We start from the raw sequence: 20,735 nt of genomic DNA on the forward strand, positions 1-20,735 counted from the left end.
GACGTTGGCTTGGTGGCGGCAACCGCCGACGAGGCAGCACTGAAGTTCCGCTGGGCCGGTTCACAGGACCTGGTGGATCCTGTACTCGATCTCCCGCGTGCCGGTCACCCGTCCCCCCGCCACGAACAAGTTCCGAGTGAGCCGTCCGTGCGACTCGGCGCCGACGTCGAACTCGGGGCACCATGCGCATGTACCGGTCCTCCCGGCCGGTCTCGCCTCCGTCGACACGGGCTTTCAGGAACGCCTCTCACCCAGGTCGTCGGGGCAGGTGCCACAACAGCCTCCTACGTTTCGATTTCCGAAGCGGTCACTGATGCTAGCGTGTCGGTATTCGAAGCATCAACCCTGGAGAGCTGGACATCCCGACATGGCAACACCCAGGCCTGGCAATCCTGTTCGCGGCTCGACCACCGGCCGCCCCCTCATGGCCGCACTCGATCTGTTCGGGCGGCGGTGGAGTCTGCGCATCCTGTGGGAGCTTCGCGCGGGCCCGCTTGGATTCCGCCCCTTGCAGAAGCGGTGCGACGACATGTCCTCCAGCGTGATGCGGCAGCGCCTGACCGAACTGCTGGATGCCCAGGTGATTCACCAACTACCGGACAGCCGCTACGAGCTCACCCCGCTGGGACAGGAGGCGCGCCACGCCCTGAACCCCCTCGCCCGCTGGGCGGGACGCTGGGCGGCCACTATCGACCCGCAAGGGGCGGACCACACCGACGACCAGTCCGCCAGCCGCGTCTCACATCCGGACACCGTGGACGACGGGACGCCGGAGAGGGACTCCGCGGACTGACGCCCCGCCTCGGATCGGAGGCGGGGCGGGACCGCCGGGTCACGAGGTTGCCGTGGCTCGGCCGAGCGCCGGGGACAGGCGCGAAACCTCCGCCAACCCTCGTGGAAGCAACCGCCAGGTCAACGCCGAAGATCGGGCGCACTCCATGCGCTGCGCACGACTTCGCGAACCGAACGGCCCCGGTGACGTTGTCGCGATCCGTCGGAGCGAGCCACTCCATGCCCCGCTCGGCGGCTCTCCGCACCAAGGCCTCGGGATGGGATGCGCCGTAGCGCATGGAATAGCCGGACGCTACGTGGAGATGCATGAGCCGCTCCACGTACGCCTGGATCTGGTGACGGTGCCCCTTCCGGCATGGCCGCGGAGCTCCAGGTCTGAGACCCTCGAACGGACGGTGGCCCACGTCCCAAATCGGTTGTGTCCTCCGTCACATGAACGCGACCGGAAAGCGACTCTCCGACCCTTGATCACGATCTCGCGCGCAGTGCTTCCAGCCCGCTTGTACAGCTGGTCGGCGAGGGTGAGGGTGCGGGCGGCCAGGCGTAGTGAGCCGGGCCCGGTGCCGGTGCGGCCGAGCCAGCAGGTTTCCAGGCGCAGCTGGATGCTGGGCAGCTGCCGCCAGGGGGCGAGGAAGTGTTCGGCGAGCTCGCCTCGGCCGGCGGCCAGGGCGCGGATGGGCTCGGAGACGGGGCCGAGCAGCACGGCCAGCCCCTCCCCCGCGTGCTGGTGCAGGTCGTCCCAGGTGAGAAGGGGCGGGCCGTCGCCGTGGGCGTGAGCGGCGGAGGTCAGCCGGCACAGCCGTGCCCAGCCGGTGGCTGACTGGGCGAGCAGGACGACGCGGACGGGCGGCTCGATCACGTGGACGCCGCCGCGGACCGGGGTACGGCGGCGCGGGGCGGCGGTGGGGGCGAACGGGGCGATGGCCAGGTTGATACCGAAGGTCGGCCGGATGCCGTGCTCCAGAGCGGCCTGGGCGAACCGTACGGCGCCGGTGACGGCGTCACGGTCGGTCAGGGCCAGGGCTGTCATGCCGCGTTCGGCGGCACGCTGGACGAGCTGTGCGGGGTGGGAGGCACCGAAGCGGGTGGAGAACCCGGAGACGGCGTTGAGGCGGGTAAACCTGCCCATTGCGCGCCTCCCATCTCCTGCCCCCTTCGGTCCGCTGCGTGGTGCACCGCTCCCCCGTTTTCGAATGCCTGTTCGAGCATCGTAGCGTGTGAGATCCCAGGTCACGACTGGGGCGGGCGAGCTTCACCCGTTCGCGGGACGCACACTCCCCGCTCTGTGCGCGCGGAGCTTCGCAAGGGTGGTGGACGTCGACCGGCTTCACCGAGCCGGCTGATAGACCAGGAGGGCCGGGTGCCCGCCGGAGCCGTGCGGGACGGGGTAGTAGCTGCGGTGGGTGGTGGGGTCGACGGCGACGACGTGGGCGCCGTCGGCGAGGTGAGCGCGGCCGGTGACGGTCAGGTGCCGGTCGTGGGTGTCGGCGGTGGTGACCCAGCCGGACTCCGCGGCGACGTAGAGGTAGTGGGCCGGGGGGTCGTAGGCGAGGACGTCGGGGTCCTGCCCGACCTGGTCGTTGCCGGTGACGCGGAAGGTGGTCAGGTCCACGGTGAGCAGGCGGGCGTTGCCGTCGCAGGCGACGTAGGCGAGGCGGTCGGCGGGGGCGAGGGTGAGGCCGTGGTCGTGGTCGCAGCCGGGGAGGGCGACGCGGCGGGTGATGTGCAGGGTGGCCGGGTCGATGACGGCGAGCTCGTTGCGGGTCTGGACGTCGACGAGCATCTGCCGGGTGGTGGGGTCGTAGGCGACGTTTCCGGCCTCCCCGACCAGGGTGACGGTGCTGCGAACCGCTCCGGTGGTGGCGTCGACGACCGTTTCCGAGCCGCCGGATTCGTTGGTGGTCCACACCGTGTGGCGCTGGGGGTCGTAGGCCAGTCCATCGGGCGTGCCGCCGGTGGGGCTGCGGTGCAGGACGGCGCCCGTGCTCTCGTCGATGGCCGCGACCTGGTTGGCGTCGCTGGCAGTGGCATAAACACGGTGCAGGGCGGGGACCACCAGGACGCCGTGGACGCCGGGAAGGTTGTCGATGGTGCGTACGACGTGGTTCGTGCGGATGTCGACCTCGATGACCTGGCTGGCACCGAGGTGGGCGATGAACAACAGGTGGCGGCCAGGGTCGAGGCTGGCGTAGTCGAAGCGGGAGTTGTCGCCCGGCAGGGCGACCTTGGCCACAGGCCGCAGCGGGAGCGCCGCCTTGGGGGGCTCGGCGTCGCCCCGGGTGAGCAGTACGCCGGCCACGGCGGCGGCGATGGCGACGACCAGACCGGCCGCGAGGGCGATCAGTGTGCGGGGACTGAGGCGACGAGTCATGTGCGGACTTCCCGGGGTGAACGGTGAGCGACGAAGGCCAGGTGACGTGCCCGCCCGCGCAGGAGCGAGACGAAAGACGATCAGCTGACATGGATAGTGACGGCGGCCGTGTGAAGGGTCCCTGCGGTCTGGAACTGGAGGAACAGCCGCCAGTTTCCGGAGGCGGACAGGTCGGTCATGAAGTTCAGGGCCGGCCCGCCGTGGCCGCTGGTGGCCTTGGTCTGCGGGTGGAGGTGAGCGAACGCGGTATCGCCTTGGTGGAACGCGGTCAGGTGGGCGCAGGTGTCGAGGTAGGGCTGTAGGTCGGTGACCGGCGTACCGCTCTTGCGGACCGTGACGGTCAGGGGGCTGGTCGTGCCGACTTTCAGGTTGCCGCGGAGGGTGAGGGTGTAGCCGTCGACCGTGGTGGCCGAGGAGGGCGCCGGCAGCGGGGTGGTGGCCGCGTGGCCCGGGACGGTGACGGCGCGGCTGAGCACGACGTCTTCCCCCTTGCCCGGGCCGTCGGCTGGGGTGAACTGGGTGAACAGCCGCCAGGAGCCGGGCTGCAGGGCAGCCAGGTACGCGGTCGAGCTGCCGCTGTGAGTCATGGTGGGGTGGACGTGCTGGAAGCCGGTGAGGTCCGAGCGGATCGCGTAGAAGTGCAGTCGCTTGGTCTGGTTGAGTGCGAAGTCGGTGACCGGCCTGCCGTCGGGTCCGGTGATGGTGAGGCGGTAGGTGGCCGCCTTGCCCGCCGGGAGAGTGGCGGTGGCTGAGGCCAGGGTGTAGCCGTTGTGCCGGGCAGCCAGGCCGTTCCCGGCGGGCATGCCGCTCATGCCGGGCATGGGCGTGCTTGAGTTGCCCTGGCTCGGCGTGGACGCCGACGGCGGGCGGGACGTGACTGGTGGGGAAGACCTGGGGGCGTTGCCGCCGCAGGCAGCGAGCGCCAGCGCCAGGGCCCCTGCGATTCCGGCAGCGCCGATGACTTGCCGGGCCCTGGCCGGACATGGGGCAGCACGCATCGCAAAGACCTCCTCACCAGCAACGTCCTCTCCGGCGGGCCGGCAGTCGCCGGACCGCCGGAGAGGAGGCGCCGATGGGATCATGGGCGTCAGTACAGGTAGATGTCGACGAGCAGGGCCGCAACAGCGGCCAGGAGCGCGTAGCGGATGCCGGTGCGGGCGGGCTGGGCGGCCAGCGGACCGAGACCGTAGCCGAGGGACGCGGCGGCGAGCGTGAAGACGCCGGAGCCGGTGTCCTGCCAGCTGATGGGGAAGACGGCCACGGGCGCGTCGGTGAGGAACTGATCCCGTGGGCGGCCCGCAGGATGGCGTTCCAGGCAAGGGGCCCGACGGCCGCCGCGAGCGCACCCGTCACCACGACCGCGCAGGTACGCCCCCGGGGCACGGCGGTGAACGCGGCGGCGATCGTCGCGGACAGCGCCGCGCCGTAGCCGATTTGGCCCCAGCCGATCATGACGCCGGGGCCGGTTCGGTCGCGTCCACGGCCGGGCGCAGCGCCTTGGCCAGGGTGACGCCGTCGGCGGTGGCCCAGTAGTGCAGGTAGAACAGGCGCGGGTGGTCGGTCAGAGAGTGGTGGTGGAGTTCGACGATATCGATGTTGCCCTTGCGTAGGGCCTGGATGACCTTCTGCACCTCGGGTGCGGTCATGACGAAGTCGCCGTTGATGGCGGCCTTGTTGCCGCCGAGCGGCTGGAAGTTGATGCCGGTGGTGATGCCGTTGCGTCGAGAGACGCACGGCGGGTTCGGCGAGAGGTCCGGAGAAACGGACCGGGAGCAATCTCGGCACCGCGCTCCGGGCCTACTCAGCGATGTGCCTACTCCCTGTGACTGACGGCCTTGCTGTAGGTCTCGGCGAGATCGTCTGGAAACTGGCGGTGCCGACGTCGTTCGGGCTGATGGTTCTGGGCTGTGCGCGAGGTACTGCTCCGGCTGGAAGAGCTGCTCTTCCTGGCGGATCCGGGGATCAGTGTGGAGTCGGTGCAGGACGATGGCGAGGTGATCCGAGTCGGTGTCAGATGCCGGGCGGCCGGGGCTCGGTGCCAGGGCTGTGGAAGCTGGTCCGGGCGGGTTCACGGCTCTTACCTGCGGTTTCCCGCTGACCTCCCCGTGGCGGGACGGCGGGTGGTGCTGCGGCTTCGTGTCCGGCGCTTCACGTGCGAAGACGTCTCCTGCGGGCGGCGGACGTTCGTCGAGCAGGTCGCCAGCCTGGCCCGGCGGTACAGCCAGCGGACCGAACGAGGCGGTCGGTGCTGGCCGAAGTCGGCCTCGCCCTGGCCGGTCGCGCTGGTGCCCGGCTGGCCGACGTCTTCGGGGCGAGGGTCAGCCGGAATACGGTACCGCGGCTGGTCGACGCTCTCCCGGAGCCCCAGCCACAGGTCCCGCGTGTGGCTGGCGTCGACGAGTACGCGATGCGCAAGGGCCGTGTCTACGGGACCGTGCTGGTCGACGCCGAGACCCGCAGACCGGTGGACCTGCTACCGGATCGCGAGGCAGGCACCGTCGCGGCCTGGCTGGCCGAACACCCGGGGATCGAGGTCGTCTGTCGCGACCGTACCCCGTTCTTCGCCGAGGGTGCCAGGATCGGGGCACCCACCGCGGTCCAGGTCGCCGACCGGTTCCACCTGTGGCGCAACCTCGGCGAAGCGGCCGAGCGGTGCGTCTCCCGCCACCGTCCGTGCCTCCGCGCGACCTTCGCCGCATCGGAACCGGAGAAGGCTCCAGCTCTGGCACCGGCCGAGAGCGGGGCGTCGTGGCCCACCGGGCACCGGTTCGCCGATCGCACCCGCGCCCAGCATGCGACCGTCCACGCGCTGCTGGCCGCCGGCCACAGCCGACGCTCGATCCAGCGACAGCTCGGCATGACCTATCGCACCGTCCAACGGCTGGCCGACGCCGCGAGGCCGGAAGACCTGTTCCAGGGACAGTGGCAGAACCGCAGGACCAAGCTCGACGACTTCAAGCGCTACCTGCACGAGCGATGGGCCGAAGGCTGCTCGAACGCCTGGACCCTCTGGGAAGAGATCAAGACGCACGGATACACGGGCGGCTACGGAGCCGTCCGCGCCTGCCTCCAGCCGTTTCGCAAATCCCCGATGGCACCTGCAGGCCGTCCGCCGTCCCCACGCACAGTTACCGGCTGGATCCTGACTCACCCCGACACCCTGCCGGAGAGCGAGCGCTTGAAACTCAAGTCTGTCCTCGCCGACTGCCCCGAACTCGATGCCCTTACCGGGCACCTCCGCGCATTCGGGAAGATGCTCACCCAGCTCCAGGGCGACCAGCTCCCGCAATGGATCAAGGCGGTCCGCGCCGACGACCTGCCCGACCGCCACGCCTTCGTCAACGGCCTCGAACGCGATCGTGCCGCCGTCACCGCCGGCCTAACACTGCCGTGGAGCTCCGGCGTCGTCGAAGGGCACGTCGACCGGATCAAGATGCTCAAGCGCCAGATGTACGGCCGGGCCGGCTTCGGCCTGCTGCGGAAGCGAGTCCTGCTGGCCCGACCGCAGCTCTGTCGCTCGACGCGCGGCCCTTCAGCTGATCGTGAACGGCACAGGATCCAGGCCCAGCTTGCTCCGGCATGAGTCGACGGCCCTCGTGACCCAGGCGGTCACGGTGTCGCGATCTGCCGTGATCGTGTGAAGCTCGCGCGCCTTCTCCTGGGCATCGACCATCCACGGGGCCAGTGCGTCCGCTCGAAGGACTTGTTCGAAGTGATCGCGGGCCGTGTCCGGGTCCCCAACCAGGGCGGCTGCGATCCCAGAGTCGAAGCTGTCCCAGAGGAATCCCCGCCGCACTGGCCTGGACCTCAGGTGTCGGGCTACATCCGACAGAGCCGGGAACCTCTCCCTCAGCGCGGTTACGTTCGCAGCCGCCTGCTGACTGAGTTCGAGTGCCAGCCGCGTGAACTGGTCCTCGGTGCGAAACAGCTCGGACCCGACCCGGACTGCGTCCATGTGGAACGCCAGGTGGTCCACGTCGTGCCACAGCCACATCGCACCGACGTGCAGACCACTGCCGGCAATCCGCGGCGGGGTGAACTCCACAACCCCGAGCCACCACCCGTGATCATCAATCCACAGCCGCGACCGCCCACGCTGGGCCAGGCCGAGCGGCTTCAGGGACTCCCGCGCCGCCGAGGTGATGATCCGGAGAACCGGACTGCGATCTGCCATGACTGGCATTATCTACCGTCCTACCGACACCCCCGTCGGTACTGAGCGTCACCGCTCCACAGAAGTTGGACTAGGACCCGAGTTTTGAAGGCAGTGGGGGCTTGCCAGGACAGCATCGGGGTGCTCCCGGTGAAAGGTCCTGGTCATGCCGCAGATGTCGAAGGTCGAGCTGTACACGGCGATCCGGCGGGACCACCGAGCCGGGGTGACGATGCGGGAGCTCGAGCGCAAGTACAACGTCGCCTGGCGGACGGTGCGTAAGGCTCTGGACTCGGCCTGGCCTGAGCAGCGCAAGCCGCTGCCGCCGCGGCCGTCGACGCTGGACCCGTACAAGGCGGTGATCGATGGGATCTTGCGGGCGGACTTGGACGCGCCGCGCAACCAGCGGCACACGGTCACCCGGATCTTCCACCACCTGCTCGAGGAACACGGCGCGGCCGTGAACTATCCGATGGTCAGGCGCTATGTCGCCGACCGGAAGCCGCAGATCGCGGTGGAGTCGGGCAAGACTCCCATCGAGGCGTTCGTCCCGCAGACCCATCCGCCCGGAAGGGAGGCGGAGGTCGACTTCGGTGACGTGGCGGTGCGGCTCGCCGGCGAGATGGTGACCTGCTACCTGTTCTCCTTCCGACTGTCGCATTCAGGCAAGGCCGTCCACCAGGTGTTCGCCTCCGCCGGCCAGGAGGCATTCTTCGAGGACCACGTGCACGCGCTACGGGCGCTGGGCGGGGTCCCGCGAGGGCGGGTGCACTACGACAACTTCAAGGCCGCCGTCGCCCAGGTGCTGGGGCTGAGCCGGGCGAGGGTGGAGACCGACCGGTGGATTGCCTTCAGATCGCACTTTGGTATCGAGAGCTTCTACTGCCGTCCCGGCATCGACGGGGCCCCCGGGAAGGGCGGGGTCGAGGGGCAGATCGGATACTTCCGGCGCAACCACTTCACCCCGGTGCCCGAGGTCGCCTCGCTGGTGGAGCTGAACGAGATGGTCGAGCAGTGGGATCTGCACGACGGCCGGCGCCGGATCGGCTCCCGGCCACGGACCATCGACGAGTACTTCGCTGTTGAGCAGCCGCTGCTGGTGCCGCTGCCCGAGGAACCGTTCGAGGCCGGGCGGGTGTTCACCCCCCAGGGTCGACCGCTACAGCCTCATGTTGACTGAACTAAGGCAGCTGTTTTCGCAGTTCACAGGACATGTCGGGGCTCGTTGCTCTACGGTCGCTGCCCGTGACGACAGACGAGGTGTCGCAGCGGGATCTCGCGTCCCTGTCGGTTCCGCTGGTGGGCTCGCTTGCAGCGACCGGCGATCCGTGGGAGCCGTATCGCCTGCTTGACTGCGACGAGGTTCCAGTCGAGGCGGTGAGCGCGTACTTCCGTGATCTGCAAGCGGCCGGCCGCAGCGCGGCAACAGTTCGCTCCTAGGGGATGGACCTACTGCGGTGGTTCCGGTTCCTGTGGGCGATTGGCATCTCGTGGGACCGCGCGACGCGCGTGGAGGCACGGGACTTCTGCAGATGGCTGCTGATCGCCGGCAAACCGGTCCGCCCGCATTGGCGCCACGGCGAGGACGCTGCGGTGATGAAGCCGTCCGGGGTTCCGTTCGCGGCCTCGGTGCGAGCACATAACGAGACAGTGCTGCGCTGCTTCTACGACTTCCGCCTCGGGATCAGCAGCGGCCCGATCCTGATCAACCCGTTCCCCCTCGACCGATCCCGCCGCGGAAGCCGTCCGAATGCGCATCACAACCCGATGGAGCCGTTCCGGAAGGAGCGGACCGGGCTCTATCGGCCACGGGTGCCCAAACGTGTTCCCCGGTCTATCCCTGACGAGGAGTTCAACGAGATGTTCGCGCGGCTGCCATCTCACCGGGACCGGGCGATGGTCGCGTTCTACGTGTCCACCGGCGCCAGGGCCTCGGAGCTGCTGTCGACGACGCAGGGCGGGGTTGATCCGGGTCGGCAGCTGGTCTCGGTGGTCCGCAAGGGCACGGGTGAGGTCGCCGAGCTCCCGGCGTCCACGGACGCATTCGTGTGGTTGCGGCTCTATCAGGTCGAGATGGAGGGTCTGATCCCGAAGAGGCGCAGGCTTCCGCTGTGGTGGACGTTGCGGCGGCCGATGCGTCCGCTGACCTACCACGCCGCGCACCGGATGTTCGAGCGGGTGAACGCCGCGGCTGGCACCTCGGCCACACTGCACGCTCTGCGGCACACCGCGGCCTACCGGATGGCGGAGGATCCGGTGCTTCCGCTGACTGACGTGCAGCTGGTCCTCGGCCATGCGCTGCTGACCACGACGCAGATCTACCTGACGCCCCGGAAAGAGGACGTGATCAGGAGGGTGCTGGCCCACCATGCCGAGCAGACGCGGCAGGCTGCGGCGCGGCAAGAGCCGACGCCGGCTCCCGGCTACGACCAGCGGACGCTGGACGTGCTCTTCGCCAGGGAGGCCCGGTGAGCACGGCGACCAGGACCGTCAACGCGTCGACCTCGGCGGCAGCGATCGGTGACCGCTACCCGGCTCGTCCGGTGCCTGATGACTGGCCGGCCACCAGACAGCTGACTGAGCAGGTGCTGAAGCTGTGGGCGGCGGCGTCTCCCCGCATGGAGACGCCGCGCAGCCACAATTTCCGCCGCCGCGGGCTCATGCTTCTGCTGGAGTGGCTGCAAGAGCAGCCCGGAGACAACTGGCAGCAGCGATGGCTGGCCAGCGGCGCGGACGCAGCCGGCGAGCGTTGGGCCGACGGACCGGCCTGCTGGCTGCAGCGGCAGGGCAAATACTCGCGGACACGGCTTGAGACCATGACCAGCGCGCTGATCATCTTGGTCGGGGCCGACGTGATCCGCCCTTCGCTGGCCTGGCTCTTCACCGGCGGAAAGAAACGCAAGGTCGCCAGGAACATGATCTGGTCCCGCGACACCGCAGGCTTCGACCGCGTCGACCGGTTCTGCCGCCAGGACCGCGGGATCACCGACGACGCCCGTGAGCACATCGTGTTCCGCTACGCGGTGATCATCGCGGCCAAAGGCGGGACGATGGCCGACATCACCGTCGGCGACCTGCTGGAGTCCCTGGACGTCGAGTACTCCCTGCGCGGAGAACGGCGCCTGGGCTCAGCCGCGTTCCGGGTCCTACGAGAGCTGGGGGTCTTCGGCCCCGGCGTCCCGACGCTGCGGGAGATCACGAGCAACGGCCAGCTGGCTGTCGAGGAACTCGTCGATCGCTACCCGATCGCCTGCCGCCCGATCCGCGACCTGCTGGTGGACTACCTCAAGGAGCGGCAGCCCACCCTGGACTACTCCACGCTACGCGGCGAGGTCTATCACCTGGCCAAGAGCTTCTGGACGGACCTGGAACAGCACCACCCCGGCATCGCGTCGCTCCGCCTGGACCCAGCTACGGCGACGGCTTGGAAGCAGCGCCTGCAGACCAGAACCAAGAAGATCACCGCCGGGGTCGGGCGTCGGATCGAGGTGACGGTCGAACGCCTCAATTACCACGACACTCTGGCAACGGTCCGCGCCTTCTATCTGGATCTCGCGCAGTGGGCGCTGGAGGACCCCGCCCGCTGGGGACCGTGGGTCGCGCCCAGCCCGGTGAGCCAGCACGACCTCGACCGGCGCAAGGCCACCCGACGCCGGAAAGCCCGGATGGACGCCCGGACCCGCGAGCGGCTGCCGATCCTGCCAGCCCTCGTGCGCTCCACCTACCAGCACCGTACAGAAGCCGAGACGCTCCTGGCCGCCGGCCGCCAGGCTCAACCCGGCCAGGAGTTCACCGCCGTCGGCCAGACCCTGATCCGCACGCATCGCCCCCACGCCACACCGGACAACATCTGGGCCACGGATCCGGTCACAGGCCGACAGCGGCTCCTCAACCGCGAGGAGAACCACGCCTTCTGGGCCTGGGCGATCATCGAAGTGCTGCGGCTGACCGGCATCCGCATCGAGGAGATGCTGGAGCTCAGCCACCACAGCCTGGTCCAATACCGGCTCCCCACCACCGGCGAGATCGTGCCGCTGCTGCAGATCGCCCCGTCCAAGACCGACGTCGAACGACTCCTGGTCGTCGGCCCGGAACTGGCCGACGTGCTGTCGACGATCATCTGCCGGATCCGCGGCGCCGACGGCACAGTGCCACTGATCCGCGCACGCGACTACCACGAGCTGGTCTGGATGGACCCAGCCCCGTTGCTGTTCCAGCACCGTGTCGGCGCCGAACCGCACCGGATCGGCCGCGAACGCATCTCCACTCTGCTCGACCAAGCCCTGATGCGGACCGGGCTCGTCGATGCCGACGGCACACCACTGCACTGCACGCCGCACGACTTTAGAAGGATCTTTATCACCGACGCCATCATGAACGGGCTGCCACCGCACATCGCCCAGGTCATCGCTGGCCACCAGGACATCAGCGTCACCATCGGCTACAAGGCCGTCTATCCGGAGGAGACCATCCAGTCCCACCTGGCGTTCCTGGCCCGCCGCCGGGCACTGCGTCCCAGCGAGGAATACCGCACCCCGACCGACGCCGAATGGGAGGAGTTCCTCGGCCACTTCGAACGGCGCAAGGTCGCCACCGGCCTCTGCGGACGGGCCTTCTCAACTCCTTGCATTCATGAGAACGCCTGCCTGCGATGCTCGATGCATTGGCCCGACCCGGCTCAACGGGCCCGGATCGTCGACATCCGCGACAACATCATCGCCCGCATCGCCGAGGCCGAGCGAGAGGGCTGGCTTGGCGAGGTTGAAGGGCTCCAGATCACCCTCGCGGGAGCGAACGACAAGCTCTCCCAGATCGACCGGCGGGCTCCGCGAACCGTTGACCTCCCCATGCCGACCCCCCACAACCAACCCCCGAAGTCGGATGTCAGGGGCAGGTGAGAGGGTGCGGCCATGAACCTTGACGACTTCTGGACCGTCATCGAAACAGCACGCACCGACGCCGCTTCGGCCTCCGGAGACCCGGGCCAAGCGTTCGTATCGGCCCTGGTCGAGCGGCTTGCGGCGACCTCGAAGCAGACGATCCTCGAATACCAGCAGTGCTTCGATCAGTTGCACGGGGCGATCTACCGCTGGGACATATGGGCTGCTGGCTATCTGATCGGTGGAGGATGCTCCGACGACGCCTTCATGGACTTCCGCGCCGGACTGATCGCGCAGGGCCGACAGTGGTACGAGCGGGCCGCCACCGCACCCGATGTTCTCGCCCAGCATCCAGACGTACTATCTGCGGCGGCCGAAGGCAGCGACGAGGCGCTGTTCAACGAAACCGTCAACTACGCAGCCTCCTACGCCTACGAGCGCATCAACGGCGACGAAGACGACTGCACCTTCTACGACGACTACGACCAGTTCCGCGGACCCCGCACCGACCAGGCACCGGCCGATATGGGCGAGAGCTTCGATTTCGACGACGCCTCGGAAATGCAGGCCCGTTTCCCCGAACTGGCCCGCCTCTTCCTTGAGCACAGCGAGGCCTGAGCTCACCGGACCCCTTCGCCGCCAAGTTCAGAGAACAGATCGCCGTCCGCACCAACCGCTACTCGGTGCCCGTCCGTCTGATCGGCAAGCGGGTCCGCGTCGTGCTGCATGCCTCCCACCTGGTGGTCTACGACCAGAACGTGGAAGTGGCCTGGCACGAGCGACTGATCGCCAAGGGCGGCTGCCGCCTGGAGCCGGATCACTATCGCCTCTGCGCGGCCATCGTCGACCGCCTCACCTTCAACGGCACCACCATCGAAACCGGCACCGACTCCTACCGCCTCGCCAGCACCCGCGCCCGAGCCGAGGAACCCACCAAGGCCGGCTGACACCTGCCGGCCCCGCCTCGACCTTCACCCGTGAGGCCGGCGGTCGAGTCGGGCGGTGGAACACCTACTTGCTGGCGTGGGCCACGAGCAGTGGCTGGAAGAAGCCTGTCTCCTGCGGCATCCGCCAGCCGAGGTCGGCAAACCCGGCCTCGGCTGCGAGGTCGGCCAGCCGGTCCTGGCCGAGTGCCCAATAGGTGGTCCGGCGGACCTGGACGCGCCATTCTTCGCCTGCCGGCAGGAGTTGGAAGTGTTCCAAGTCGTAGTGCTCGCCATCGTCGTGCCAGTGCCAGAGCTGGAAGGTGACTGTCCGTTCTCCGCCGTCGGCGACCCGGTGGACTTGTGGAGGCGTCGAAGCGGGGCGGTCGCGCAGCAGGTCGTCATAGGGACGCGTGCTGACCAGCAGCAGGCCAGCGGGACGCAACACACGGCGCATCTCGGCCAGGGCAGCGTGCACATCCTGCTCCGTCAGCAGGTGAGGCAGTGAGTTGTCGGCGCAGACGACGGCGTCGAACTGACCATCGGGAAACGGGAGGCGCCGCATGTCGGCGGCGGCCGTGCACAGGCTCAGGCTCTGGCGGGCGGCCTCACGGGCAGCGCGAGCGGCGGCGCGTGGGCTGAGGTCCGTCCCGGTGACGCGGTGCCCGTGCAGCGCCAGGCCGATGGCCTGCGTGCCAATGCCGCAGGAACAGTCGAGCACCGCCGCGCGATCCTGGCCGATCAAGGCGTCCAGGGCGTCCCCCTGCCGACAGATGCTCGCGTCCCAGTCTGAATAGATCAGGTGGTAGTCGTCGGCAAGGCTGTCGTAGAAGTGCGCCACTGATGTCTCGGGCATGGCCCGAGATTACCGCGCCTGGTCCCCCGGAGGCGCTGGTAACCCCCGTGGTCAGCGCGAACGCCCTCACTGACGACAGTGCCGTCATTTCTCGTGAACATCTGCGAAGCGCTGATCGCCGACTGCTGCTGAAACTCATCGACAAACGCTGCTGCTGAACATGAACGAAGCCAGCTATCGGGTAGCTGACCGTGCCGGTGGGGAGTGTAAATCCAACTGGAGGAGGCCAGGACGTTGGTTACGCCATTGTGGAGCCGGGATACCGGAGGCTGACCTCGGGCTGCGCCGTGTGGACGGTGGTAGTTGTAGTGGATGTTCCAGACCCCGAGGGACTCGCGGCGTTGCGCTTCGGACAGCCAGACGTGCGCGTAGAGGAACTCTTCGGCGAGGATCCGGTTGTATCTCTCCACCTTGCCGTTATGGCGGGGTGTGTAGGGCGTGATCCGCTGGTGGCGAGAGAGGTGTAGCGCCCGTGCGAACGCTTCGGCCCTGTAGCACGCTCCGTTGTCGGTGACGACGCGTTCGATGTGAGTGATGCCATGGGCAGCGAACCACGCGCGAGCCCTGTGCAGGAACGCGACCGCAGTGGTGGCCTTCTCGTCGGGCAGTGCCTCGGTGTAAGCGAGGCGCGAATAGCCATCGACAGCGGAGTGGAGGTGAACATAGCCGCCGCGTTCGCTCTTCTTCTTGCGTCGCGCGACTTCACGGGCGTGATCGCTGTTCTTTCCGTGGACTCGCCAGCCACCGCCGTCTGGGATCTGGCCTACCTTCTTCACGTCGATGTGGATCATGTGGCCGGGCCGTCGGGCGGTGATTGTTGCGGCTTACGGTTAGATTCACCGTTAGGGTCGATGAATCGGCGACGGTTCAGTGCAAGCACGACGAGGTGCCGCGACACCGTGCGGCCGCTGATGGCTATGCCCTCCGCCTGGAGTTCGAATGTGATCCTGGCGGCCGACCACTTGTAAGTTCGGCGTAGCTCCTCGATTCGTGCCACCACCTCGGCTCCGGTGGCGGTGGGCTGGCGCCAGGGCACCGAGGATCGGTCGACGAGCCCGAGCTCGCCGTGTCGGCGGTATCGATTGACCCACTTCGATGCGCATGCGCGGGAGATGCCCATCTCGGATGCGACATGCGCGATCGGACGAGTACGGCAGCGTTCCACGAGGCGCCTTCTTCCCTCCGGCGACAGCGGCGCGTTCTTGTGCAGCACGGTTCCCCTTGGACGGTGGTCAAGCGCGTTCGGGCAGGTTGTCGGGAGTGTCATGGGACGAGGTTGCGCGTGGCGCTTGGGCATTCAGGCTGCCTCTGGGTGCGGCGGCAACGGTGGCCCGCCGTGTAAGCGCGGTCAGTAGCAGGGCGACCGCGGTGGCGGCGGCGCCGACGACCACGCAGACGATGAACCCCTCCCTGAGGTTGTGCGTGCCCCCGAGGAATGGGCCGAAGGCGGCGACGCCGATGGCTGCACCGATCTGGCGGGAGGTATTGAAGACTGCGGACGCGGCCCCGTGCAGGGCGGGTTCGACGGCGGCGATGGACTGCGAGGTCATCGTGGACACGAGCAGTCCGGAGCTGAACCCGGCGGGAACAAGGGCAAGCACCAGCAACCAGAGCGCGGATGACGTGCTGGCCCACGCCACCGCGAGGAACGTGGTGGCCAGGACGGCCTGGCCGATGCCCAGGACAACGGGACGTCCGATCCGTCGCGCGAGTGGGGCGGCGCAGATGCTGCCGATCGAGATGAGACCGGTCAGAGGCAGGAACAACAAACCGCTGACGAGCGCGCTGAGTCCGCGGCCTTGCTGGAGCATCAGGCTCATCGCGAACAGCAACCCGTAGAAGGCGAAGTTGAACAATGCGCCTTGTGCGGCTGCGGCGACGAACCTGCGGTCAGAGTAGACGCCTGGCGGCAGCAGAGGTGCCCGGGTGGACCGTTCCGCCCAGACGAAGCCGACGAGCCCGGTGACAGCCAGCGCGGCGGCGGTGATAACTGCGGGGCTCAGCCAGCCCTGCGCGGGGGCTTGGACAAGCGCGAAGACCAGCCCGCCGATCAGCGCGGTCGCACAACCCATGCCGGCGATGTCGAGGCGCCGACTGCCGCGCGCGGTGGTGGGCATCGAGCGGATGCTCCAGAGGGCGGCGGGGATCCCGATGACCACGTTGACGGCGAACACGGAACGCCAGTTCGCGAGCGCGACGAGCGCCCCGCCCAGCAGCGGTCCGGCGGCCATTCCGACGCCCCCGGCGGCGGCCCACCAGCCGACGAGTCGGTGCCGCGCCTGCTCATCGGTCGCGGATGCCGTGGCAAGGATGAGCGCACTCGGCAGCAACAGAGCGGAGCCCGCGCCCTGGACCAACCGGGCGAAGTTGAGCACCAGCATCGAGGTGGCAGCCGCGCAGACAGCAGAGGACGCGGTAAAGACCAGCAGGCCTGCCACGAAAGCCCGCTTCGCGCCGAGGGTGTCCGTGATCGCGCCGGCACCGAGCATCACCGCAGCGAAGGAGAGGGTGTAGGCACTGACCGCCCATTCGAGCTCGGAGCGGGAGGCGTGCAGGTGCGAGGCGAGTTGGGCGAGGGTGAGGTTCACGATCGTGCCGTCGACGAAGACCATGAAGGCCGCGATCAGCGCGAGCACCACGACACCCCGACGGTGTTCGATAGTCATCGAAGCACTCATGCCGTTGCAGGCCGCGTGCTGCCCGCCGTTACCTGGCTGTGCCCCGGTCTCGTGGCAGAGGCGGCAGCGACAGCCGTAGCCAGTGGGTCGCAAACTGGGCGGCCGAGGATGTCAGTGAGATCGGGGCTGGTGCCGTCCAGGAAACCGTGCCGGATGCCAGTAGCAATCGAGGCGAGCATGGGCGGCTGGAACGGCAGCAAATCCGGCATGTCGTTGAGGAGCCTGCGCCGGTACTCGCCCAGGCCGATGGTCAGGTGCGGGACTCCGAGCCGGTCGGCTACGTCCGCTGCCCTGATCGGCGTGCCGGTCAGATCGTAGGTGTGCCCGCTGTGTCGGGCCGGATCCGCTGCGATGACTGCTGCGGCTTCGGCGAGGTCCGCACGGGCGACCGCGGCCAGGGCGCCGTCGCCGAATGCGGACTCCACCCCGTCGTCGGCCCACATCAGCAGACCGCCGAAGAGTTCGGCATACAGACCGTTGCGGAGGATCGTCCACGGCAGGCCGCAAGCGCGCACGAGCCGTTCGGTCGCACGGTGCGCCAGTGCGAAGCCGAGGTGGTCGCCGGCACCGGTCAGGCTCGTGTAGATGACATGCCGGACGCCGTCTCGGGAGGCAGCGTCCAAGACGGCCGCATGCCGCCTGATGACCTGGTCGTCCTCGGCATAGCCGGCGGAGATCAGCATCAGGGTCGATACACCGGCAAGGTCAATGCCGGAGTGGTCGTCGAAATCGAGCCGTCGCATCCCGTCACTCGGGGTGCGGCTGCCGCCTGTCGCCGTCGCACCGCGGGCATGCAGCGCCGCCAGAGTGGCCGAGCCGAGGTTCCCGTTCGCTCCGGTCACCAAGATCATGTCAGTCACAGTCTTCCGTTGTGGTTCTCTTCGGTAACTAGGCTTGATCCTGATCCGCCCACGTACCGGCCACAAGGAGGCAGTTCTATGTCACCCGCGCACACAGAGGTAACCGCCGAGCCCGCCGACCTCGATCCCTGCGGACACGAAGATCACCCGGACTGCGGGATCCGCGATGTCCTGGACCGCATCGGCGACAAGTGGTCGGTACTCGTGATCGTCGAACTCGCCAGCGGGCCGCGCCGCTTCCGGGAACTGCAACGCGCAATCGACGGTATCTCCCAGCGCATGCTCACCCTCACCGTGCGCAGGCTGGAACGCGACGGACTCGTCCTGCGCACCGTGTACCCGACCGTCCCGGCCCAGGTCGACTACCGCCTGACTGAGACCGGGGCTGGCCTGACTCACCTGGTCAAAGCACTCGCCGACTGGTCTCTCACCCATCGGGCCGTCATTGCTGAGGCACGGAACCAGTACGACCAGACCCACCCCGACCACGACATCCGGTAACGGGGACCGCCGATGCCTCGCACCGAGGGCGTTGTCAGCGACGCCCGTAAACAACGTCATGGCCCGCAACAGTTAGGACCCGTCGCCTGGCCACCTGCCCCGATACGGACCGAACGGCTCGTGCTCCGGGAGTCCGAGGCCCGCGACCGCGTGGCGTTCATCGAGTTGTTCGCCTCACCAGAGGTGGGCACCTACATCGGTGGCCCTCAACCGCGTGATGAGCTCGAGCGCACGGCGCCTGAGGTGCCTGGGCGGCGCCCTGGCTTTTTCGTGGCCGATCTCGACGGGGCGATGATCGGCATGATCACGCTCGATCGGCGCGACGCGGAGCGTCCGGGTCACCTCCGTCCGGATGCCGGGGAGGCCGAGATCGGTTACATGTTCCTGCCGGAAGCGTGGGGATGCGGGTACGCCGCCGAGGCGTGCACAGCGGCACTCGACTGGTTCGCCGGCGCACATCCCGGCGATCCGGTAGTGCTCACCACACAGACCGCCAACGCCCGCTCGATGCGCCTCGCGGCGAAGCTGGGGTTCACCGAGGTGGAGCGGTTCGAGGAGTACGGCGCCGAGCAGTGGTTCGGCGTGTGGTCCTCGGTCACGCCGTCCGGTTGAACTAGGACCTGTCCGGCCGATCATGTGACGAGTCCGTGTCCGGGTCGCTGCTGTGGGCACGGGGCGAGAGGATGGATGTCCTCTCAGGCTGACCGAGTTCGACCGCCGCACCGTGTCGGGATTCCGCATACGGCGCAGCGGATCGGGACCGGCCCAGCAGCCCCTCTGCCTGGAGTCAGCTCAGTCCGCAGCGATCAAGTGCAGCACGAACCCGGTTGAGCCCCTCCACTCTCCAGTGGTCCCGGTCAGGCATTTGGTCGTCTCGGCGCCAGCGCCAGGCCGAGACCATCGCCCAGTTCAGGGCGCGGCACCGGTGAATCAGGTCGTGGTCAGCCCCCGCATAGTGCTTTCCCACTTCTTCGGGCGCATGAGCGAGGTCGAACTCGATCGGCCCACGGCAGCAGGTGGCGAGGTCTACGAAAAGCGGCCCTCTCCTTGTGTTTAGGAGGTTGCCCGGATGGGGCTCGCCGTGCAACAGCTGGTCGCCGCCTTTGTCGATGCTGATCGCGGCGTTCAGGCCACTGAGTGTGTCGCTGAGGAACTCCCGGTCAGAATCGGGCAGGTCGGGAGACCGCTCCCGGTCGTTCACCTCTCTCAGTGCCACGGCGACTCGATCGGTGAAATGTGGTGCGTCCAGATCGATCTGGCGCAGGGCGGCATGGTGCCGCATGAACGCGTCTGCGTAGTCGGCCGGCGCGATCTCTGATCCCACAGGTTCGTAGTAGGTCCAGAGCGAGATGGCGAAAGCATCACGCACATAGACTCGAGGGGCGACCCGAGGGTCGAGCTCAGCCACCGGAGCGTCGACGTCGGCGAGATGGTGAGCAACCTCTACTTCGAACTCGGAATCAGCCAGATGCCCCGAAGGCGCGACCCGAGCCAGAACATCGCAAGGGACCAAGCGCAGCGCAACGCGGTCCGAGTTGTGGATGACAACCACATCTTCGACCTGAAGGCCCAGCTCCGAAGCGGTCGCCTGTCCTGCCTCAACTGCGCGACGGAGTTCCAGTGGCTCCATACTGTCCTCCCTTATTGTTGAGTACACATACACGTCTGGGGGCAACTGGGCGGTTTGGTCATGGTTCTCCTAGTGACGTGGCCGTGGGATTCCCAGGTCGACGGGGACCCGGCGTGTGAGTCGTGCGGCATCTGCCTGCTTGGTTCGGAGGAAGGTGAGTGTCATGTCGATTCCTTCGATCTCGCTGAGCCACTGCTCCTCCTGGGCCCTCTTGCGCCTCAGCAAGAGATCCTTCTCCAACTCGGCGAGCCTGGGCAACATCTTTGGGGTGACCTGGAGCATGGGGCATCGAATGCAGGCTCGTGCTGGCAGGGTGATCCGTAGGGGCGAGCACAGTTGCCGAGTTCGACCTTGCGCTTGTCGAAGTGCTCCTCGAACTCCGCCCACTCCTCGGGTGTGACGTCGACGTACTCGCCCTCGGGACGCAGGGCTCGACGGTTGTTCAAGAACTCCTGGAAGTGCTTGACAATGTCCTCGGCAAAGACCGCGACGTAACCCTGCCTGGTCTGAAGATTCAGATGTCCGAGCAGGGCCGCGCCGATGTGGATCGGCAGGCCGCCGTTGACGATGTCGGTCGCGAAGAGCCTCCGGAAGTCGTGCGGGGTGAACTTGGTGCCGGCGAAGGCGGGGTTCGTCTCGGCGATCTCTTCGCAGCTCCGGCCGATCATGTTGAGCACGGTGGCTGGCGATAGGACACCGCGAACGGTTCCCAGCTGCCGCTAAACCAGAAACGGCATGGGCTCTGACCAGGTCTTCTCATGTCCGTCGTAGCGGCTCACGAGCGGAATCGCCTGCCCGTTGCGAGTGTACCGGCGAACGATCTGGGCGACGACGTGGAACAGTTCGGCGGACATTGGGATGACCCGTTCCCGTTCGCCCTTGGAGGGGCTGATGGCTCTATTTGAAAATCCCCACCACTCGCTCTGACGGTGGCCAGACCTGCTCACTTCGGTTCCCCACCCGCGGGTGACTTGGTCGGCGGATGGACGGTGCGTGAAGCGTCTCTGATTGGCTTAGCGAGCCTGAGCGTTGCTCAGCCTTGGGAGCCAATCGCCTTCGTGCCCTGGTACTGAACGACAGGAGCCGCCAGC

General features: G+C 68.0%; 20 protein-coding genes and 4 pseudogenes. 11 read left to right on the forward strand and 13 right to left on the reverse strand.

The annotated features are described in order from the left end of the window. Positions 1–367: 367 nt before the first annotated feature. A complete protein-coding gene (locus AB0M27_RS36875; RefSeq protein WP_078853007.1) occupies positions 368–793 on the forward strand; it encodes a helix-turn-helix domain-containing protein in 426 nt (141 codons plus the stop codon). A gap of 106 nt (positions 794–899) precedes the next feature. Here AB0M27_RS36875 and AB0M27_RS36880 read toward each other — a convergent pair. From AB0M27_RS36880 to AB0M27_RS36900, 5 genes and pseudogenes are all read right to left on the reverse strand, one after another. Then, a pseudogene (locus AB0M27_RS36880) lies at positions 900–1,100 on the reverse strand (PHP domain-containing protein); the annotation flags it as partial. A gap of 200 nt (positions 1,101–1,300) precedes the next feature. Beyond that, positions 1,301–1,921, reverse strand: a pseudogene (locus tag AB0M27_RS36885) (PHP domain-containing protein); the annotation flags it as partial. A gap of 198 nt (positions 1,922–2,119) precedes the next feature. After that, a complete protein-coding gene (locus AB0M27_RS36890; protein WP_365728650.1) occupies positions 2,120–3,163 on the reverse strand; it encodes a YncE family protein in 1,044 nt (347 codons plus the stop codon). An 80-nt stretch (positions 3,164–3,243) separates the two neighbouring features. After that, on the reverse strand, positions 3,244–3,975 hold the full coding sequence (locus tag AB0M27_RS36895) for a hypothetical protein (protein WP_365728652.1): 732 nt from the start codon (positions 3,973–3,975) through the stop codon (positions 3,244–3,246). A 275-nt stretch (positions 3,976–4,250) separates the two neighbouring features. Next, positions 4,251–4,424, reverse strand: a complete 174-nt coding sequence (locus tag AB0M27_RS36900; protein ID WP_365728654.1) for a hypothetical protein — start codon at positions 4,422–4,424, stop codon at positions 4,251–4,253. 42 nt (positions 4,425–4,466) lie between these two features. Between AB0M27_RS36900 and AB0M27_RS36905 the strand changes: the two genes are divergently transcribed. Further along, positions 4,467–4,592, forward strand: coding sequence for a hypothetical protein (locus AB0M27_RS36905; RefSeq protein WP_365728656.1), 126 nt, complete (start codon positions 4,467–4,469; stop codon positions 4,590–4,592). A 19-nt stretch (positions 4,593–4,611) separates the two neighbouring features. Here AB0M27_RS36905 and AB0M27_RS36910 read toward each other — a convergent pair whose 3' ends face one another. After that, on the reverse strand, positions 4,612–5,235 hold the full coding sequence (locus AB0M27_RS36910; protein WP_365728657.1) for a DUF1259 domain-containing protein: 624 nt from the start codon (positions 5,233–5,235) through the stop codon (positions 4,612–4,614). 80 nt (positions 5,236–5,315) lie between these two features. Here AB0M27_RS36910 and AB0M27_RS36915 point away from each other — a divergent pair, with 80 nt between their 5' ends. Beyond that, positions 5,316–6,746, forward strand: a complete 1,431-nt coding sequence (locus tag AB0M27_RS36915; RefSeq protein ID WP_365728659.1) for an ISL3 family transposase — start codon at positions 5,316–5,318, stop codon at positions 6,744–6,746. Here the strand turns inward: AB0M27_RS36915 and AB0M27_RS36920 are convergent. After that, positions 6,696–7,337, reverse strand: a complete 642-nt coding sequence (locus AB0M27_RS36920; RefSeq protein WP_365728660.1) for a hypothetical protein — start codon at positions 7,335–7,337, stop codon at positions 6,696–6,698. The genes AB0M27_RS36915 and AB0M27_RS36920 overlap by 51 nt on opposite strands. 145 nt (positions 7,338–7,482) lie before the next feature. On the opposite strand from AB0M27_RS36920, the gene istA reads away from it, so the two are divergent. From istA to AB0M27_RS36950, 6 genes and pseudogenes are all read left to right on the forward strand, one after another. After that, positions 7,483–8,496: an IS21 family transposase gene (gene istA, locus AB0M27_RS36925; protein ID WP_365728662.1), complete on the forward strand. Its 1,014-nt coding sequence runs from the start codon at positions 7,483–7,485 to the stop codon at positions 8,494–8,496. A 65-nt stretch (positions 8,497–8,561) separates the two neighbouring features. Continuing rightward, positions 8,562–8,756 (forward strand): hypothetical protein, encoded by a 195-nt coding sequence (locus AB0M27_RS36930; RefSeq protein ID WP_365728664.1) that lies wholly within the window; start codon positions 8,562–8,564, stop codon positions 8,754–8,756. Positions 8,757–8,759: 3 nt separating this feature from the next. After that, entirely contained in the window at positions 8,760–9,788 is a 1,029-nt protein-coding gene (locus AB0M27_RS36935; protein WP_365728667.1) for a site-specific integrase, read from the forward strand. Beyond that, positions 9,785–12,214, forward strand: a complete 2,430-nt coding sequence (locus AB0M27_RS36940; RefSeq protein WP_365728669.1) for a site-specific integrase — start codon at positions 9,785–9,787, stop codon at positions 12,212–12,214. Before AB0M27_RS36935 ends, AB0M27_RS36940 begins: the two co-directional genes overlap by 4 nt. A 12-nt stretch (positions 12,215–12,226) precedes the next feature. Next, the gene (locus AB0M27_RS36945) at positions 12,227–12,814 is read left to right on the forward strand and encodes a DUF4240 domain-containing protein (RefSeq protein ID WP_365728671.1); all 588 of its coding nucleotides are present in this window, start codon (positions 12,227–12,229) and stop codon (positions 12,812–12,814) included. 206 nt (positions 12,815–13,020) lie between these two features. After that, positions 13,021–13,143 (forward strand): annotated as a pseudogene (locus AB0M27_RS36950) (AAA family ATPase); the annotation flags it as partial. Between the two features lie 64 nt (positions 13,144–13,207). Here the strand turns inward: AB0M27_RS36950 and AB0M27_RS36955 are convergent. The 4 genes and pseudogenes from AB0M27_RS36955 to AB0M27_RS36970 all read right to left on the reverse strand — a co-directional run bounded on the left by AB0M27_RS36955 (position 13,208) and on the right by AB0M27_RS36970 (position 17,504). Beyond that, positions 13,208–13,975: a class I SAM-dependent methyltransferase gene (locus AB0M27_RS36955; protein WP_365728673.1), complete on the reverse strand. Its 768-nt coding sequence runs from the start codon at positions 13,973–13,975 to the stop codon at positions 13,208–13,210. A 215-nt stretch (positions 13,976–14,190) separates the two neighbouring features. Next, positions 14,191–15,188: pseudogene (locus AB0M27_RS36960) on the reverse strand (IS481 family transposase); the annotation flags it as partial. A gap of 19 nt (positions 15,189–15,207) precedes the next feature. Then, entirely contained in the window at positions 15,208–16,614 is a 1,407-nt protein-coding gene (locus AB0M27_RS36965; protein WP_365728675.1) for an MFS transporter, read from the reverse strand. Positions 16,615–16,649: 35 nt separating this feature from the next. Continuing rightward, positions 16,650–17,504 carry an NAD(P)H-binding protein gene (locus AB0M27_RS36970; protein ID WP_365728691.1) on the reverse strand — a complete coding sequence of 285 codons (855 nt, stop codon included), beginning with the start codon at positions 17,502–17,504 and terminating at the stop codon, positions 16,650–16,652. 87 nt (positions 17,505–17,591) lie between these two features. On the opposite strand from AB0M27_RS36970, the gene AB0M27_RS36975 reads away from it, so the two are divergent. Both AB0M27_RS36975 and AB0M27_RS36980 read left to right on the forward strand, forming a co-directional pair. Beyond that, on the forward strand, positions 17,592–18,014 hold the full coding sequence (locus AB0M27_RS36975) for a helix-turn-helix domain-containing protein (protein WP_365728682.1): 423 nt from the start codon (positions 17,592–17,594) through the stop codon (positions 18,012–18,014). A gap of 12 nt (positions 18,015–18,026) precedes the next feature. Continuing rightward, the gene (locus AB0M27_RS36980) at positions 18,027–18,626 is read left to right on the forward strand and encodes a GNAT family N-acetyltransferase (RefSeq protein WP_365728684.1); all 600 of its coding nucleotides are present in this window, start codon (positions 18,027–18,029) and stop codon (positions 18,624–18,626) included. A gap of 175 nt (positions 18,627–18,801) precedes the next feature. Here the strand turns inward: AB0M27_RS36980 and AB0M27_RS36985 are convergent, their stop codons facing one another. Further along, entirely contained in the window at positions 18,802–19,644 is an 843-nt protein-coding gene (locus AB0M27_RS36985; protein WP_365728686.1) for a phosphotransferase, read from the reverse strand. Between the two features lie 218 nt (positions 19,645–19,862). Further along, entirely contained in the window at positions 19,863–20,312 is a 450-nt protein-coding gene (locus AB0M27_RS36990) for a site-specific integrase (RefSeq protein WP_365728693.1), read from the reverse strand. Positions 20,313–20,735 lie beyond the last annotated feature (423 nt).

The organism is Streptomyces sp. NPDC052107 (assembly GCF_040680215.1).
Taxonomy (GTDB): Bacteria; Actinomycetota; Actinomycetes; order Streptomycetales; family Streptomycetaceae; genus Streptomyces.